The organism is Paractinoplanes toevensis (genome assembly GCF_018332695.1).
Lineage (GTDB): Bacteria > Actinomycetota > Actinomycetes > Mycobacteriales > Micromonosporaceae > Actinoplanes > Actinoplanes toevensis.
The window spans coordinates 1-15,091 of sequence record NZ_BOQN01000175.1; the positions used below are offsets into that span (position 1 = coordinate 1).

19 protein-coding genes and 4 tRNA genes are annotated in these 15,091 nt (G+C 67.9%); 3 read left to right on the forward strand and 20 right to left on the reverse strand.

Annotated features, from left to right (window positions below; translation table 11 throughout):
- Positions 1-36 precede the first annotated feature (36 nt).
- The 14 genes from rplL to Ato02nite_RS49075 form a co-directional block, all read right to left on the reverse strand.
- The gene (gene rplL, locus Ato02nite_RS49010) at positions 37-420 is read right to left on the reverse strand and encodes a 50S ribosomal protein L7/L12 (RefSeq protein WP_213013617.1); all 384 of its coding nucleotides are present in this window, start codon (positions 418-420) and stop codon (positions 37-39) included.
- A gap of 54 nt (positions 421-474) precedes the next feature.
- Positions 475-1,023 (reverse strand): 50S ribosomal protein L10, encoded by a 549-nt coding sequence (rplJ, locus tag Ato02nite_RS49015; protein WP_213013618.1) that lies wholly within the window; start codon positions 1,021-1,023, stop codon positions 475-477.
- Between the two features lie 341 nt (positions 1,024-1,364).
- Entirely contained in the window at positions 1,365-2,045 is a 681-nt protein-coding gene (locus tag Ato02nite_RS49020; protein ID WP_213013619.1) for a hypothetical protein, read from the reverse strand.
- Entirely contained in the window at positions 2,042-2,890 is an 849-nt protein-coding gene (locus Ato02nite_RS49025) for an ATP-binding cassette domain-containing protein (RefSeq protein WP_213013620.1), read from the reverse strand. Before Ato02nite_RS49025 ends, Ato02nite_RS49020 begins: the two co-directional genes overlap by 4 nt.
- A 70-nt stretch (positions 2,891-2,960) precedes the next feature.
- Positions 2,961-3,671 carry a 50S ribosomal protein L1 gene (rplA, locus tag Ato02nite_RS49030; RefSeq protein ID WP_213013621.1) on the reverse strand — a complete coding sequence of 237 codons (711 nt, stop codon included), beginning with the start codon at positions 3,669-3,671 and terminating at the stop codon, positions 2,961-2,963.
- 65 nt (positions 3,672-3,736) lie between these two features.
- Positions 3,737-4,465 carry a transcription termination/antitermination protein NusG gene (nusG, locus tag Ato02nite_RS49035; RefSeq protein ID WP_213013622.1) on the reverse strand — a complete coding sequence of 243 codons (729 nt, stop codon included), beginning with the start codon at positions 4,463-4,465 and terminating at the stop codon, positions 3,737-3,739.
- Between the two features lie 47 nt (positions 4,466-4,512).
- Positions 4,513-4,890, reverse strand: a complete 378-nt coding sequence (secE, locus tag Ato02nite_RS49040) for a preprotein translocase subunit SecE (protein WP_213013623.1) — start codon at positions 4,888-4,890, stop codon at positions 4,513-4,515.
- 105 nt (positions 4,891-4,995) lie between these two features.
- Positions 4,996-5,068, reverse strand: a tRNA-Trp gene (locus Ato02nite_RS49045).
- 109 nt (positions 5,069-5,177) lie between these two features.
- Positions 5,178-5,567 carry a MaoC/PaaZ C-terminal domain-containing protein gene (locus Ato02nite_RS49050; RefSeq protein ID WP_213013624.1) on the reverse strand — a complete coding sequence of 130 codons (390 nt, stop codon included), beginning with the start codon at positions 5,565-5,567 and terminating at the stop codon, positions 5,178-5,180.
- Entirely contained in the window at positions 5,564-6,013 is a 450-nt protein-coding gene (locus Ato02nite_RS49055) for a MaoC family dehydratase N-terminal domain-containing protein (protein WP_213013625.1), read from the reverse strand. The genes Ato02nite_RS49050 and Ato02nite_RS49055 overlap by 4 nt, the downstream gene beginning before the upstream one ends.
- Positions 6,014-6,077: 64 nt before the next feature.
- Positions 6,078-6,245: a 50S ribosomal protein L33 gene (rpmG, locus tag Ato02nite_RS49060; protein ID WP_203803251.1), complete on the reverse strand. Its 168-nt coding sequence runs from the start codon at positions 6,243-6,245 to the stop codon at positions 6,078-6,080.
- 105 nt (positions 6,246-6,350) lie between these two features.
- Positions 6,351-6,423: transfer RNA gene (locus Ato02nite_RS49065), tRNA-Met, on the reverse strand.
- A 47-nt stretch (positions 6,424-6,470) separates the two neighbouring features.
- Positions 6,471-6,543 (reverse strand) — tRNA-Thr (locus Ato02nite_RS49070).
- Between the two features lie 92 nt (positions 6,544-6,635).
- Positions 6,636-9,164: a putative bifunctional diguanylate cyclase/phosphodiesterase gene (locus Ato02nite_RS49075; protein WP_213013626.1), complete on the reverse strand. Its 2,529-nt coding sequence runs from the start codon at positions 9,162-9,164 to the stop codon at positions 6,636-6,638.
- 462 nt (positions 9,165-9,626) lie between these two features.
- Between Ato02nite_RS49075 and Ato02nite_RS49080 the strand changes: the two genes are divergently transcribed.
- Positions 9,627-9,950 (forward strand): hypothetical protein, encoded by a 324-nt coding sequence (locus Ato02nite_RS49080; RefSeq protein ID WP_213013627.1) that lies wholly within the window; start codon positions 9,627-9,629, stop codon positions 9,948-9,950.
- Here the strand turns inward: Ato02nite_RS49080 and Ato02nite_RS49085 are convergent.
- Genes Ato02nite_RS49085 through Ato02nite_RS49100 form a run of 4 tightly spaced genes read right to left on the reverse strand, consistent with a single transcriptional unit; the run spans position 9,947 to position 12,234 of the window.
- A complete protein-coding gene (locus Ato02nite_RS49085; RefSeq protein WP_213013628.1) occupies positions 9,947-10,750 on the reverse strand; it encodes a sulfurtransferase in 804 nt (267 codons plus the stop codon). The genes Ato02nite_RS49080 and Ato02nite_RS49085 overlap by 4 nt on opposite strands.
- A 9-nt stretch (positions 10,751-10,759) precedes the next feature.
- The gene (locus Ato02nite_RS49090; RefSeq protein ID WP_246608220.1) at positions 10,760-11,371 is read right to left on the reverse strand and encodes a LysE family translocator; all 612 of its coding nucleotides are present in this window, start codon (positions 11,369-11,371) and stop codon (positions 10,760-10,762) included.
- Between the two features lie 23 nt (positions 11,372-11,394).
- Positions 11,395-11,712, reverse strand: coding sequence for a hypothetical protein (locus Ato02nite_RS49095; protein ID WP_213013629.1), 318 nt, complete (start codon positions 11,710-11,712; stop codon positions 11,395-11,397).
- Positions 11,713-11,742: 30 nt separating this feature from the next.
- Positions 11,743-12,234: a YajQ family cyclic di-GMP-binding protein gene (locus Ato02nite_RS49100; RefSeq protein WP_213013630.1), complete on the reverse strand. Its 492-nt coding sequence runs from the start codon at positions 12,232-12,234 to the stop codon at positions 11,743-11,745.
- A 150-nt stretch (positions 12,235-12,384) separates the two neighbouring features.
- Here Ato02nite_RS49100 and Ato02nite_RS49105 point away from each other — a divergent pair.
- Both Ato02nite_RS49105 and Ato02nite_RS49110 read left to right on the forward strand, forming a co-directional pair.
- Positions 12,385-12,468: transfer RNA gene (locus Ato02nite_RS49105), tRNA-Tyr, on the forward strand.
- A gap of 351 nt (positions 12,469-12,819) precedes the next feature.
- Positions 12,820-13,134, forward strand: coding sequence for a hypothetical protein (locus tag Ato02nite_RS49110; RefSeq protein WP_213013631.1), 315 nt, complete (start codon positions 12,820-12,822; stop codon positions 13,132-13,134).
- A gap of 80 nt (positions 13,135-13,214) precedes the next feature.
- Here the strand turns inward: Ato02nite_RS49110 and Ato02nite_RS49115 are convergent, their stop codons facing one another.
- Positions 13,215-14,639, reverse strand: a complete 1,425-nt coding sequence (locus Ato02nite_RS49115) for a tyrosine-type recombinase/integrase (RefSeq protein WP_213013632.1) — start codon at positions 14,637-14,639, stop codon at positions 13,215-13,217.
- Positions 14,636-14,824, reverse strand: a complete 189-nt coding sequence (locus Ato02nite_RS49120) for a helix-turn-helix transcriptional regulator (RefSeq protein WP_213013633.1) — start codon at positions 14,822-14,824, stop codon at positions 14,636-14,638. The genes Ato02nite_RS49115 and Ato02nite_RS49120 overlap by 4 nt, the downstream gene beginning before the upstream one ends.
- Between the last annotated feature and the right edge of the window lie 267 nt (positions 14,825-15,091).

Here is a 15,091-nt window from a genome sequence, read left to right on the forward strand (position 1 = left end):
CCCGCCATTCGCAAGGAAAAACAGTGGAGCCTTAGATCACTTGAGGGTGACCTTGGCGCCTTCGCCCTCGAGCTTGGCCTTGGCGGCCTCGGCCTTCTCCTTGTTGACACCCTCGAGGATCGCCTTGGGGGCGCTCTCGACGGCGTCCTTGGCCTCCTTGAGGCCCAGGCCGGTCAGCTCACGCACGACCTTGATGACCTGGATCTTCTTGCCGCCGTCGCCCTCGAGGACGACGTCGAACGAGTCCTGCTCGACCGCGGCCTCGGCAGCCGGGCCGGCCTGCGCCGGGCCCGCCTGCGCGACAGGCGCGGCAGCCTTGACGTCGAAGACGTCCTCGAACGTCTTCACGAACTCGGACAGCTCGATCAGCGTCATTTCCTTGAACGCGTCGAGCAGCTCGTCGGTGCTGAGCTTCGCCATGTTTGGCAACCTTTCTTAGCTTCTGATGTAAAAACTGCGCGGTTCGCGAGGCCGTCAGGCAGCCTCGGCGGAACCGTCCTTCTCGCGCTCGGCACGCAGGGCGTCCACCAGGCGCACGGCCTGGGAGAGCGGAGCCTGGAACGTCGCCGCGGCCTTGCTCAGGTTGCCCTTCATGGCACCGGCCAGCTTGGCCAGCAGCACCTCACGGGACTCGAGGTCGGCGAGCTTGTTGACCTCGTCAGCGGTGAGGGGCTTGCCCTCGAAGACGCCGCCCTTGATCTTCAGGACGGGGTTGGCCTTGGCGAAGGCACGAAGGCCCTTGGCCGCCTCGACCGGGTCGCCGCTGATGAAGGCGAGCGCGGTAGGACCGGTGAACAGCGCGTCGAGACCCTCGATGCCCGCATCGGTCGCTGCCCGCTTGGCCAGCGTGTTCTTCGAAACGGAGTACTTCGTCTCCTGGCCGAGCGATCGCCGCAGCTCGGTGATCTGCTTGACCGTGAGGCCGCGGTACTCGGTCAACACGGTGGCCGCCGAGTTACGGAAGTTGTCCGTCAGCTCGGAAACGGCAGTGGCCTTATCGGCCCGGACCGGCTTGTCCGCCATGTCCCTCCTCTCTCAGTGCTCAAAACCTCTGGCCTGGAGAAGGAACCGAACAATGAGAAACGCCCCGGCGCAGGGCGCACGGGGCGGGAAGCAGGCTCAGGGCAAACATGAACCTTATTCACGAACCGTTCTCCCCTGCGCGGGTCGCCCGCATCCTGCGGGACCTTCGGCCGCGATCTCCGTCTCGCGACGGTGACTGCGGCGACCAGCGGTCTATGGGTGGAACTTCAAGACAGAAGAGTACGCGGTCTCATCGCCACCACCAAATCGTCGCCGCACCGGCCACAGGCTTCAAAGCACCCGGTCCCGTGCGGAGGGCACAGTGGCGGAGGTTCACCCCGTCAGCTGCGACCCCGGCGGAGCCATCCGTAGCCGAGGAACGCCACGGCGCACCAGGCCGCCGCCCAGGCGGTGAGCAGCGCCAGCGTGCCGGCCGGCGGGACGCCCGGGTCGTTGAGCTCGCGCGCCGTGGCCATCACCGGCGGGACCAGCCACGGCGCGAACGACCCGCTCAGCCCTAGCACCACCACCAGCACCGCGGCCACCACCAGCACCGTCAGGCCCATCCGGACGCTGCCGGTAACGGCCCGGCTGGCCAGCGCGCCGACCGCCACGGCGGGCGGAACGGCCAGCAGGTGGGCCAGGACCCCGAGAGCTATCCCGGTGCCGAGGTCGGTGCTGGTGTCGATGCCGTGGAACAGCCAGGGAGCGGCCATCGCGGCCACGCAGACCACCAGCGACAGCAGAGTCGCGGCCAGCACACCGGCGACGGCCTCACGGGCCGGGCCGACCGACAGCCGGGCCAGCCGGCGCTGCACGTCGGGCTCGGTGTCGAGCAGCAGCTTGGTGAGCCAGGCGAGCACCGGGAAGAGGGCGGCCGCCGAATAACCGTAGGCGACCGCGGCCGGGGACGGTCCCCCGCCGTAGATCACACCCAACTCGACCAGCACGGCGATCAGCGGAGCCAGTGCCCGGCCGCCGCGCACGAAGCCGGCCACCCGCATGGCTACCAGCGCCATCATCGGGACTCCCGCTGGGTCGGCCGAGCTTCCCGGTCGGGGGTGGTTTCGGTGGGCGACGGCGTACGCCGTACGTCTGCGTCTTCGATCCGCAGCACGCGGTGACCGGCGGCACGCAGCTCGGCCACCGCCTGGGTCGCCTCCGACCGGCGGACCGCGACCTCGACGATGACCTCGTCCGGCGGGTCCGACTCCGGCAGTTCCGACACCGACGGCTCGGACGTCGGGAGGTCCGGCGCCGGAGGCGGCGAGGCGTGCACGCCGTGTTCGGAGACCGTCCAGTGGATCGCCCCGGGCAGCGCGGTGATCTCGCCGCGGTGGTCGCTGACCAGGACCGTGCCGCCGGCCGCGGTCACCTCGGCGACGATCTCGGGGATCAGCGTGCGGGCGACCGCGTCGAGGCCCTCCCAGGGCTCGTCGAGGACCAGCAGGCCGGGCGGGAGCAGGAGGGCCTGGGCGAGGCCGACCTTCTGGGCGGTGCCCTTGGAGAGGTCGGCGAGACGGGTGCCGGTGTGCTCGGTGAGCAGGAGGCGCTCGGTCCAGCGGTCGACGGCGTGCGGATCGGTGACGCCGCGGATCCGGGCCATCCGGCGCAGGTACTCGCCGGCGGTGAAGGGCTGGCCGGCCGGGAAGCGCTCGGGGACCCAGCCGATCGTCGGCGGGCGGTCGCTGATCACACCGCGGCCGGGGCGCAGCACGCCCGCGGCCAGCTGGAGGAGCGTGGACTTGCCGGCGCCGTTGCGGCCCAGGACCACGACCGTGGCACCTGGCGCGGCCGTCGCGTCGACCTCGCGGAGCGTCCAGTCGGCCCGCCTCGCATATCGGAACCAGACCCCGTCGAAGCGCACGGGCGACACCTTTCCACAGAGAAGGCCCCCAGGGTGTCCCCCGAGGGCCTTCCGCAACGATCTAGATCGATCAGGCTTCGCCCGGCTTGAAGCCCTTCACGATCTTCGGGTCGACCGGCACGCCGGGGCCCATGGTGGTGGTGACGGTGACCTTCTTGAGGTAGGTGCCCTTGGCCGCCGACGGCTTGGCCCGCAGGATCTCGTCGAGCACGGCCGAGTAGTTGTCGACCAGCTGCTCCTCGGAGAACGAGGCCTTGCCGATGATCAGGTGCAGGTTGGAGTGCTTGTCCACCCGGAAGGTGATCTTGCCGCCCTTGATCTCGTTGACCGCCTTGGTGACGTCCATGGTCACCGTGCCGGTCTTCGGGTTCGGCATGAGGCCACGCGGGCCGAGGATGCGAGCGATCCGACCGATCTTGGCCATCTGGTCGGGGGTCGCGATCGCGGCGTCGAAGTCGAGCCAGCCACCCTGGATGCGGGCGACGAGCTCGTCGGTGCCGACCTCGTCGGCGCCGGCCGCCACGGCCTCTTCGGCCTTGGCGCCCTGGGCGAAGACGATCACGCGGGCCGTCTTGCCGGTGCCGTGTGGCAGGTTGACCGTGCCGCGAACCATCTGGTCCGCCTTACGCGGGTCGACACCCAGCCGCATGGCGACCTCAACGGTCGCGTCGAACTTGGTCGGGCTGGCTTCCTTGGCGAGCTTGATCGCGTCGGTCGGCTCGTAGAGCTTGGCGAAGTCGATCTTCTCGGCTGCGGCGCGGTACGCCTTGCTGCGCTTCACTTCTTTTACTCCTGTGGTTGTTGGCGGGGCCCCGCTAGATCGGAGGCCCCTCCCACTGACTGCTGTCAGATCTTGGTGACCTGGTTGAAGTTGAGCTCCACCGGCGTCTCACGGCCGAAGATGGAGACCAGAACCTTCAACTTCTGCTGGTCGGCATTAATTTCACTGATCGAGGCCGGCAGCGAGGCGAACGCGCCGTCGGTGACCGTGACCGAGTCGCCGACCTCGAAGTCGAGGACCTTGATCTCGGGCTTGGCCTTCTTCTCCTCGGTCTCGACCGCCGGGGCCAGCCACTTCAGCACCTCGTCGAGGGAGAGCGGGGCCGGGCGGTCGACCCGGTCGGTGGCGCCCACGAAGCCGGTCACGCCCGGGGTGTTGCGCACACACGAGTAGGACTCGGGGGTCAGATCCATCCGGACCAGGATGTAGCCCGGGAAGACCTTGTTGTTGACCTGCTGGCGCTTGCCGTTCTTGACCTCGACCTCTTCGCGGGTCGGCACCTCGACCTGGAAGATGAAATCCTCCATGTCGAGGCTCGTGATGCGGGTCTCGAGGTTGGTCTTGACCTTGTTCTCGTAACCGGCGTACGAGTGCACCACATACCAGTCGCCGGGGGCGTAGCGCAGCTTCTGCCGCAGCTCCTGCACCGGGTCGAAGTCTTCGTCTTCTTCCTCGACGGCCGTCTCGGTGGGGGCGGCCTCGACCGACTCGACCGACTCGTCGGCGTCCACCGTGGCCACCGACGACTGCTCGTCGGTGGACTGGGTGGTCTCGTCGTCGTCGTACTCAGGCACGCTCGCTCACTTCCAGATCAGTCTTCAGAGAACCTCGGCTGGCCTGCTCAGCCGCCGAACGCCCAGAGGATGCCCTTACCGAACCCGTAGTCCAGGACAGCCACGATGGCGGTCATGATCGTCACGAAGACGACCACGATCGTCGTGTAGGTCAGGAGCTCCTTGCGGGTCGGCCAGATGACCTTACGCAGCTCGCTGACGACCTCACGGAAGAAACCACCGATACGACCGAAGAAGCCCGTCCGGCGGGTCTCCTTCTTGGCCTTCGGCGACTCGGAGCCCTTGGTCCGCTCCTTGACGGCGGCGCCGCCACGGCTTACCGGCTCGTCCTCGTCGTCGTCGGTCTCATCCTCGGCGACGGCATCCTCAAAGACCTCGTCGTCGGCCGGATCGCCGGCGTCACCGGGTCGGTTCCTCTCGGCCATGCCGCCCTACTTCCGTGATCGGTGGTGGTGGACCCCCGTCGGCGCTCGATCCGGCGCGGGGGTCGTGCGGACCGCGCACCGGGCGGGCACGTCAGGAGAGTTGCGCAGGGGTGACAGGACTTGAACCTGCAGCCTGCGGTTTTGGAGACCGCTGCTCTGCCAATTGAGCTACACCCCTGTGCGAGGCTGCTTTCCCTGATCGGACATGCTTCGCGCAGGCCGGTCAGGGGGTCACTGCCCCACGGCGGACCAGTGTACGGGTTCACACCGGGTTAGCCCAACCCGCCCTACCGCTTACGGACAACCGCCTGCGCGAGGGACAGAACTTTCTCTCCCCGGCAGGTCGCCGTGAGCGCCAGTTTGGTGTGCCCCTCGTCGGTCTGACCGCGCTCCGTCACGGTCACCACGACCTCGGTGCCCTCGTCCGTGTCGGGCACCGGGACCGGGCGGGCGAACCGCACGCTGAGCTCCACGACCGCGTCCGGCGCGCCGGCCCACTCGGTCACCGCCCGGCTGACCAGAGCCATGGTGAACATGCCGTGCGCGATCACCCCGGGCAGGCCCACGCTGTTGGCGAAGCGCTCGCTCCAATGGATCGGGTTGAAGTCGCCGGAAGCACCGGCATATCGCACCAGATCGGCGCGGGTGACCCGATAGGTCGTCTCCGACATGGTCATTCCTCCCCGCGCTGCACGAGCTTGGCCCAGACGGTGACGACCAGCTCGCCGGCCTCGGTCGTGACGTCGCTGCGCGTGGTCATGAAATCGTGGCCGCCCCGGGAGGTGATGTCCTCGACCGTGTTGACACAGACCAAGGCGTCGCCGGCCACGATCGGCCGGGCGTAGGCGAACTTCTGGTCGCCGTGCACGACCCGGCTGTAGTCGATGCCGAGCTCCGCGTCCTCGACGATCTGCGCGTGGCTGGACGCCATCGTGAAGATGATCGGGAAGGTGGGCGGGGCGACGACATCGGTGTAGCCGATCGCGCGGGCCGCCTCGGGGTCGTGGAACTCCCGCTCGGTGGCGCCGATGGCACGAGCGAACTCGCGGATCTTTTCGCGCCCGACGAGGTAGGGCTCGGTGGGCGGATATTTCCGGCCGACGAAGGATTGGTCCAGGGGCATGCCCACAAACTACTCTGCGCCGCCCAGCAGGAGCTGAGCGGCGCAGACGGTGCTTTGGCGCGAGTTAGCGCGTCTCGCGGTGCAGGGTGTGGCGGCCGTCCCGAGGGCAGAACTTCTTCAGCTCGACGCGGTCGGGGTCGTTACGCCGGTTCTTGCGGGTGATGTAGTTCCGCTCCTTGCACTCCGTACACGCCAGGGTGATCTTCGGACGGACGTCGGTCGCCTTGGCCACGGCAAGGTGCCTTCCTGCTCACGGGGTTACTTAACGACCTACGAGACTACGTCCTCGGAGGGCCGGTCTGCAAAATGGGGCCCAGGATAGGGTCCCCGTCGCAAGTAGCGGTGGGCGGACTTGAACCGCCGACACAACGATTATGAGCCGTTTGCTCTGCCAACTGAGCTACACCGCCTAGCCAGGCTCAAGTCCAGCGCCTGTGGCGGGGAACGAACCCGGTAGAGCCCCCTTACGGAATCGAACCGTAGACCTTCTCCTTACCATGGAGACGCTCTGCCGACTGAGCTAAGGGGGCTTGCGCGCGATCTCTCGCTCGCTGCGGACATAAGACTACACGGCCCATCCCCGGGGGTGAAATCGACTCCCCCACCTCCGTGAAATCGCAGGTCAGATCACCGCGCGGAGCCTGCGGACCTCGCCCGTGGGGGTCGATTCCGGCTCGGTCTGAGCGTTGAACCAGGCCTCCAACCGTTCGTACGGCAGGGGGCGGGAGAACAGGTAGCCCTGGCCGATCTCGCAGCCCATCTCCTCGAGCAGGTCGAGGGTCAGCTCACTCTCCACGCCCTCGGCGACGACCGTGAGGCCGAACTCACGGGACAGGCTCACCACGGCCCGCACGATCGCCAGGTCACCGGTGTCGGTCGCCATGCCCTGCACGAAGCTGTCGTCGATCTTCACCTCGTGCACCGGCCACTGCCGCAGATAGGACAGCGACGAGGCACCCGTACCGAAATCGTCCACGCTCAGGCGTACGCCGAGATCGCGCAGACGGTAGAGGGTGGGCAGCACCCGCTCGATGTCGCCGAGCATGCCCGGCTCGGAGATCTCGAAGGTCACCTGGGTCGCGGCCACGCCGTACCGGGTGAGGAGTTCCTCGACCTGGTCGGGGAAGCGGGAGTCGAGCAGGGTGCGGACCGAGAGGTTGACCGCGATGGAGAGCGGGCGGTCGGCGTCGGCCCACTCCCGGCAGCGCCGCAGGCCCTCGGTCAGGACCCGCTCGGTGAGCCGGGACAGCTGGCCGGTGTGCTCGGCGACGGCCACGAAGTCTTCCGGGGCCACCTCGCCGTGGGTGGGGTGCTGCCAGCGGGCCAGGCACTCGACCCCGACCAGGTGACGGTCGCGCAGGGTGACCTTGGGCTGGAAGTAGACGTCCAGGTCGTCCTGGTCGAGGGCCTTGCGCAAGTCGGCCGCGATGCCCAGGCGGCGGACCGCACGGGACTCCAGGGCCGGGTGGAACAGCTGCACGCCGTACGGCAGGACCTTGGCCGCGTTGGCGGCCAGCTCGGCCCGCTGAAGGAGCGTCTCCGGGTCGTCGCCGTGGTCGGGGTAGACCGCGACGCCCACCGCGGTGTCGACGTCGAGGGTCAGTTTCCCCACCGTCATCGGCCCGCGCATCTGCTCGCGCATCCGGGTCGCCAGCTCCACGGTCGCGTCGGTGCTCTCGACCCGCAGCGTGACCACGAACTCGTCGCCGCCGATCCGGCCCACCAGGGCGCCCGGGCCGGCCAGGGTGCGCAGCCGCTCGGCCACCTCGGCCAGAAGTTTGTCGCCGGCACCGTGCCCCATCGACTCGTTGACGTCGCGCTGCCCGTCGACGTCGACGAGCAGGACCGCGACCACATCGTCCTGCGCCTGCACCTTGACCGACTCGGCCAGCGCGTCGGTGACCCGGCGGCGGTTGGGCAGGCCGGTGAGACGGTCGTGGTAGGCGTCGTAGCGCAGCCGCTCGACCAGCCGGGAGTTTTCCACCGCCACCGCGGCGTGCGCGGCCACCGTCTCCAGCACCTGGACGTCCGGGTCACGGAAGGTGCGGGTGTCGCCGATCCGGTTGACCACCTCGAGGCTGCCGATGCTGGTGCGGCCGGACCGCAGCGGCACCACGACGACGTCCTTGACCTTGGCGGCGTTCAGCGCCGAGCGCAGGTCCGAAGCCGAGTCCAGCCGGGAGCCGACGGCGACCGTCTGCCCCTCGGCGATCGACCGCTCGCGCACCGCGGGCGGGGTGGCCGACAGGTCGAGCAGGCCTTGGTTTTCCACCCGGGCGGTGAGCAGCACCTCGGGATGCCGGCCCTGCGGCGCCAGCCAGAGCGTGGCGTACTCCGCCCGCATCAGCGCGCGGACCCGGCCGAGAAGCACGTCGGGCAGGCTCGCGTCGGTGCCGGCTTCCCGGATCGCCTGGGTCAGCTCGTAGACCTCGGCCAGGGTGCGGTGCTGACGGAAGAACTCGGCGAGCGAGCGCAGGACCAGGATCAGCGCCGAGGCCAGCACCGTCAGCAGGACGGCCGCCCACCAGGTGGCGTCGAGAGCGACCAAGAAGACCAGGCCGACGATGACGTTGATGCAGGAGACCAGCATCGGCGTCCAGATCGCGCGCAGCACTTCCTGGCCGGCCCGCACGCCCTGCACCAGGCTCAGCACCAGGGCCAGGCAGACCAGGTCGAAGAGGAAGTTGACGATGACCGCGGCGAAGAGGATGGCCCAGGTGCCGGGCCCGGCTCCGCGGATGTCCGGAAGCGCGGCGATCACCAGCAGCGCCATGGAGGCGCTTGCGCCCGCCTTGGCCACGTTGAACCACATCTTGGTGGCCGGCATCGACGCCCGCAACTGCCCGATGGTCAGGGCGAGCGTGCCGACGACTATCACCATCGGCGGGGGCAGGAAGTAGAGCGCGAGAACGAACGGAACCTCGGTGACGACCACTTTGAAGACGCTGCGGCCGATCACGAAGTTGAGGACACCGATGTCGGCGACGATGTACAGCGCTAGCGCGACCAGACCGGCGGGCCATGCGGTGTACCAGCGTGGGTAGACGACCCAGAACGAGATCAGGCAGACGAGCGCAAAGATCGCTAGAGGATCAGTGACCAGCCACGCGTATTGAGCAGAGCGACGCCGCGCTGCAGGACGCCCAGCCATAATGCTCCCTCGCAGGTCAAGGCTGTACTACAGCGCCGCTCAGCGCTAAGCAGTCACTCCCAGATGATGATGGAATTCGTAGACTCGACGGCTGCGGGAGCACCACTCTGGCCATGCGCCCCGGCCACAACGCCGACACCTCCGGCGGCAGCGGCGAGAACGAAAACCAAGCCGAGCAGGCGGCCCAGCTTCCTTGTAAACATCTTTGCTCCAGCGTCTCAGTGATATGCCCGGTGGGGGGTTACATGATGGTGCCACACCAGGTGTGCGATGGGCAGTGTGCACGAGCGACTCGGCGACCCCCATACCTAAATCCTGACCGAACGGCTGAGGTACGGCGCGGATTTCACCCAGCAAAATTGACGGCTTTCTGCCGGATATAAGCGAGTAAGTGAGGGCAATTCGGCTCTTGGCCGTCAAGATCACTTGACGTCAAGAGCGCCTGACGCCAGAGTGGCGGACATGGCGGCCTCACCGGACGAACTGGAGCGACAGCACACCCTCTCGACCGCTACAACGCGGTACGACGAGTTGAGGATGCGGGATGCACTGGCCGCAATGGCCGATGCCGGATCACCGCAGCTCAGCAAGGATGAGGCGCTCGAGATGCTGGCTCTGAGCGAGGTGGTCATCCGCAAGGCCGGCTACGGGCGACAGTCCATGGTGCGCTCGGCCCGCAGTGCGGGTGCCTCGTGGACCCAGATCGGTGCGGCACTGGGCAGCAGCAAGCAGGCCGCCTGGGAATCGCACAACCGGTGGCTCGAGGAACAGGGACTGGAGACCTAGTCGCCGGTCGCGGCTGGACGGTCGGTGGCGCTGTACTGCGACCACGAGCCCGGGTAGAGGCGGCCCGGCGGGAAACCGGCCCGCTCCAGGGCCAGCAGGTTGTGGCAGGCGGTCACGCCGGAGCCGCAGTAGGAGATCACGTCGGTGTCGACCGTGACGCCGGCCTGCTCGAACCGGGCCCGCAGCGCCGCCGGCGTCAGGAAACGGCCCTCGGCGTCCACGTTCTCCCGGCAGGGCACGCTGCGGGCGCCCGGGATGTGGCCCGGCCGCGGGTCGATCGGCTCGGACTCGCCGCGGAACCGCTCCGGCTGACGGGCGTCGATCACCACAAAGGAACCCGACGCGGCCTCGTCGATGCCGGCCAGGCGCTCGGCCGGCCAGGGCCGGTGGGTGAAGGTCGCGCGGGGACGGTGCGGCACGCTGGTCTCCAGCTCCCCGGCGTACGCCCCGAGGCCGCCGTCGAGCAGCGCCGCATCGTGCCCGGTGGCCCGGAGCATCCACACCAGCCGGGCCGCCATCACGCCACCCGCGTCGTCGTACGCGATCACCGTGTCGTCGTCGCCGATGCCCAGCTCGGCCATCCGCCCGGCGAAGGCCGCGGCATCCGGCAGCGGATGCCGGCCGTCGGCCGGCCCGGCGTGCGCCGCGAGATCGGAGTCCATGTCCACGAAGATCGCGCCGGGCAGGTGGCCGCTCTCGTAGGCCGCCCGGCCGGAGCGGCCGTCCAGGTAGTACCGGACGTCGGCGAGCACCGTGCGCTCGTCCACCCGGTCCGGCCCGACCACCGGTTCGATCACCATGGCCCCACGTTATCGGCTCGACAGCCCGAGCTTCACACCGAAGCCGACCAGAACGGAGCCGGTGCCGACGTCGATCCAACGCCCGTTCAGCCGGCCGCGCAGGGCTCGCGCGCCCAGGATGATCGCGGTAAACCAGAGGATGCCCTCGACGTCGTGCACCAGGGCCAGCAGGATGCCCACCAGCAGCGGGGACTCGCCGGCCGGGATGAACTGCGGCAACACCGCCACATAGAAGGCACCGACCTTGGGGTTGAGCAGGTTGGTGAGCAGCCCACGGCCGAAGGTCGACCACAACGTCGGCGCTGTCGGCGTACTTTGTAGGTTTTCATCCGTTCTGCGCCGCCAGATCATCCTCGCGCCCAGGTAGATCATGTAGGCGGCGCCGGCCACCCGCAGGATCGTGTAACCCACCTCGGACGCGGTGAGCAAGGCGGAAACCCCGACCGCGGCGGCCGCGCCCCAGATGAGCGCACCCGTGCCCACCCCCAGCGCGGTGGCGAACGCCGGCCCGCGCCCCATGGCCACGGCCGCACGGAGGACGAGTGCCGTGTCCAGCCCCGGCGTGATCGTCAGCAGGGCGCCGAGCACGGCGAACGAAAGAACGGCGTGTGTCAGATCCACACGCCGTTTCTACCCGCTATCGCTCAGTGCTTTCCACCGCTCAGGCTGCCGGTGCGACGATGCCCACGCGGCCGGAACCGGACCAGAGCCACCGCCACCAGCGCGAGCGCGGCCAGCGTCGTCAGAATCGTCACGAGCCCGCCGCCCACCGCGGTGCCCAGCACCACGAGCGTCAGGCCCGCCCCGAACAGAAGGTGATAGCAGCCGGCGTCCCGCACGCTGCGGAACATCCGCGCGGTGGCGTCCGGCGCCCGGCCGGTGACCAGCATCCCGACGCCGAACACGACCAGCGCCAGCCCGGCGACACCGCCGACCACCACGGTCCAGGTACTGGTGCTCATAGCCCCAGTCTGACCCCGATCGGGCTCGGATCAGCGGTAATTGGTGAACTGGAGGGCGACGCCGAAGTCCTCGGCCTTCAGCAGGGCGATCACGGCCTGCAGATCGTCCCGCTTCTTGCCGGTGACCCGCAGCTGGTCGCCCTGGATCTGCGCCTGCACGCCCTTCGGGCCCTCGTCGCGGATCTTCTTGCTGATCGCCTTGGCCTTGTCCGACTCGATCCCCTCGACGACCTTGAGATCGATCTTGTAGGTCTTGCCGGACTGCCGGGGCTCCCCCGCGTCCAGGGACTTCAGCGAGATGTTCCGCTTGACCAGTTTCTCCTTGAACACGTCGAGCGCGGCGACGGCCCGCTCCTCGGTCTCGGAGGTGATCGTGAAGGCCTCCCCTGACTTGGCGACCACGGTGCCCGTGCCCCGGAAGTCGAACCGGGTGGCGAGCTCCTTCTCCGCCTGATTGAACGCGTTGTCGACCTCCTGACTGTCGACCTTGCTCACGATGTCGAAGGACGGGCTGGCTGCCATGATCAGACTCCTGCGGGCTGGCGTACGTCGATGGACGCGGAGGCACGGCGACCCGGCCTCCGACATGCCGACGGTACCCGGTTGCAAAACGGGCCCGCGGTACGGCTATTCTGTTCTCCGCTGCTGAGGGAGACCGAAGCAGTGTGCCCAGGCGGGTTGCCCGAGCGGCCAATGGGAGCGGACTGTAAATCCGTCGCGAAAGCTACAGAGGTTCGAATCCTCTACCCGCCACCAGGTGCACAAGGAGGCCCCTGACCAGCGCGAACGCCGGTCGAGGGCCTCTTTCGTGGGTCTCACTTGATCTCGCTCAGAACCGCGCGGTCTCACTCGTCACGGCAAATCCGCGGCAAAGTTTCAAGCCTCCAGGCCGGGGCCGGCTGAGCAGGCGGAGACCTGCCCGACTCGCCTGGTTGGCGGTACAGAATGGTCGTCTCCGCCCACGCTGGGCACCGAGCCCCTCGGAGCGGCGTGCCTGACCAAACTGTAAGAATTCAGGCCACGGCTATCCCACGCTGGAGGTCAACCTTGGACCAAGAAGAACGTCCTCTCGAACGTTCCGACTACGAACGCACGTACGCCATCTTGATGGCTCTGCGATCCCGGGTGATGTATGTAGATGATGATCGCCCCTTGTGGGAGATGCTTCGCGATATCCACTCCGAGAGCTACGGCTACGGCCTAGACGGAGATGAGGTCGACGAGATCATCGGTCCTGACGCCGCTGAGCGGGAGATACAGCACGCCATGATCGTGCTGGAGATGCTGATGCGAGCAAAGTCGACCATCAGAAAGAACGCGGCAGCACGACCGGTCCAGAGCGTATGCGCCACGCCCGGATGCCCGAACCTCACCACGGAGTACTACTGCATGCATTGCGAGCTGGGGCTAAAGCCGGAGTAGCCGCACCTTGCTCTAACTCTGTGAGGTGCGATCTCTTGGTCAGGGCAAGGGCAAGGCCGGACTTCCCACATCGCCCTCCATCAGACCAGTCCCTGTTCATCGTCCTTGAGAGCGTTCTCTATCCGCTTCTTGGCTGCGTCCTGCTGGCCGTCGATGCACTTCGCGTAGACCTTCATCAGGACGTGCACACTGTGGCCGGCCCACTCGGCGACCTGGGGCGCGGCGACCCCCGCGTTCAGCCAGAGAGACACTGCCGCGTGTCGCAGGTCGTACGGGCGCCGGGCCAACGGGGAGCGTTGCTGCGCGGGGGTCAGAACCTTCTCGCGTGCTTTCCGCCATGCCGTCCCGTACGCGTTGTTCGTCAGCGGCTGGCCGGCCGTCGGGCGGTACTTCCCGCCGGGACCGCGCCGGGTGACGAAAAGCCGGCCGTTCACTCCGGCGGGGTGCTCAGCCAGGTGCCGATCAAGCAGGACGCAGAGCGCCGGGGCAACGGGAACGTCCCTCGTGGCGTTGCGGCCCCGGTGCTTGAGCGACCGGTGCTCGATAGTGCCCTCTCCGTCGCCCCATCCGTTGCCGACCGCAACCGTTGCCCCGGTGAGATGCAGCCACCCCCATCCGCCCGCTTCTTTTGGGCGTTCGTACTCGTCCTCTCTTAGGTGAAGGGCTTCCTCAGGGCGGAGAGCGGCGTAGTACATGCAGCCGAAGAACGCGGTCAGTTCGGGCATGGCCGAGTCGACGGCGGCGAGCAACGCGCGAGCCTGCTTCGGATTGGCGACGACCTGGCGGTCAACCTCGTCCGTGTTCTTCGGAGCGGTCCACTTCACGCGGGCCATCGGGTGGGATTCAAGGTGCCCCAGCTCGACCGCGTACCGCAGGGCTCCGCTGAACACTGCCCGCTTGCGGGCAACCGTGCTCGCTGAGGCTGTCCCGCCTGTAAGTAGGACGGCAAGGCCGTCGAGGGTCTTCCGGATCAACGCGGCGTCGGCCAGGGCAGCGAGCTTCACCGTGTTGCGTGCCGCCCACGCAACCGCGGTCGCCAGTTCCTCGGGAGGTGGTCCCTCATCCCGTCGGGCCTTGTTGAACACGTACGTGTTCAACGCCCGGCGGAGTACTTCGTCGGATGGCGCTCCCCGGTCGGTCGCGAACAGCGACATTGTTGCGCCGGTCAAGCTCTCAGCGACGCCCTTACGGTGCTTCGCCGAAGCGTGTGGCCACTTCATGTCGACGTAGGCCACCGCGTGTTCGTACCACGATCGGCTGTTCAGTTCCCGTGCCATCGGCTCCGGAAGGCCGGACGCCATGTCGAACGCCACGCCCTCACGCTGTGCCGTGACCAGCTTTGACCGGAAGCTCTCGGCGAGCGCTCTGGTCTGGAAGGTCTCTCCGAAGTCCCGGCCGGCGACCAGCCATCGCACTCGGTACGTGCTGCGCGGTTTGCCGGTCTTCCGGTCCTTGCCCACGTGCTCGCGGATGGCCCAGAGGCGCACGTCGTAGGTGATGTTCATGCTGCTTGCGGCTCCTCACAGGTCGACAGCCACGCATCAAGGTCGGTGCGGCGAATCCGGATTTGGCGGTTGGGCATCTTGTAGTGGCGGGGTGCCTGGCCGAGTGCCTTCCAGCGGAAGAAGGTCGATCGGGCCACGTCCATCTCTTCGAGGAATTCGTCGAGCGTCAGAAACGCGCGTGCCATTGGGTCCGGCCTCCCTGGCGAAGTGAAGCGCTGCCGCTGAGCGGCCTCTTGGGCGCCCAGCAACGGCGAAGGGTGTCGGGTGGTGGTTTCGGCGAGCGATGCAGCACAGAGCCGCAGAGTTGCCCGACGAGAGCGGCGCTGAGCCAAGATCTAGACATGATTGGCATGAAGGGATGCACCAATGTCTGTGCGTGGCTCTCAGCGGGTCAGTCCGGCCATTCGAGGAACGCCCGACGGTCGGAGGGTGTCTGCCAGAACTGCCACAAC

Bases quoted from the DNA above. Each gene is read 5' to 3' on its own strand.
- Ato02nite_RS49085 (WP_213013628.1), bottom strand. From the start codon at position 10,750: ATGGTGATCGAACCGGTGGTCGGGCCGGACCGGGTGGACGAGCGCACG.
- Ato02nite_RS49055 (WP_213013625.1), bottom strand. From the start codon at position 6,013: ATGCCCCTGGACCAATCCTTCGTCGGCCGGAAATATCCGCCCACCGAG.
- secE (WP_213013623.1), bottom strand. From the start codon at position 4,890: ATGGCCGAGAGGAACCGACCCGGTGACGCCGGCGATCCGGCCGACGAC.
- rplL (WP_213013617.1), bottom strand. From the start codon at position 420: ATGGCGAAGCTCAGCACCGACGAGCTGCTCGACGCGTTCAAGGAAATG.
- Ato02nite_RS49110 (WP_213013631.1), top strand. From the start codon at position 12,820: ATGGCTCTGCGATCCCGGGTGATGTATGTAGATGATGATCGCCCCTTG.
- Ato02nite_RS49075 (WP_213013626.1), bottom strand. From the start codon at position 9,164: ATGGCTGGGCGTCCTGCAGCGCGGCGTCGCTCTGCTCAATACGCGTGG.
- Ato02nite_RS49050 (WP_213013624.1), bottom strand. From the start codon at position 5,567: ATGACCATGTCGGAGACGACCTATCGGGTCACCCGCGCCGATCTGGTG.
- Ato02nite_RS49115 (WP_213013632.1), bottom strand. From the start codon at position 14,639: ATGAACATCACCTACGACGTGCGCCTCTGGGCCATCCGCGAGCACGTG.
- Ato02nite_RS49100 (WP_213013630.1), bottom strand. From the start codon at position 12,234: ATGGCAGCCAGCCCGTCCTTCGACATCGTGAGCAAGGTCGACAGTCAG.
- Ato02nite_RS49120 (WP_213013633.1), bottom strand. From the start codon at position 14,824: ATGGCACGCGCGTTTCTGACGCTCGACGAATTCCTCGAAGAGATGGAC.
- Ato02nite_RS49020 (WP_213013619.1), bottom strand. From the start codon at position 2,045: ATGATGGCGCTGGTAGCCATGCGGGTGGCCGGCTTCGTGCGCGGCGGC.
- Ato02nite_RS49080 (WP_213013627.1), top strand. From the start codon at position 9,627: ATGGCGGCCTCACCGGACGAACTGGAGCGACAGCACACCCTCTCGACC.
- Ato02nite_RS49095 (WP_213013629.1), bottom strand. From the start codon at position 11,712: ATGAGCACCAGTACCTGGACCGTGGTGGTCGGCGGTGTCGCCGGGCTG.
- rplJ (WP_213013618.1), bottom strand. From the start codon at position 1,023: ATGGCGGACAAGCCGGTCCGGGCCGATAAGGCCACTGCCGTTTCCGAG.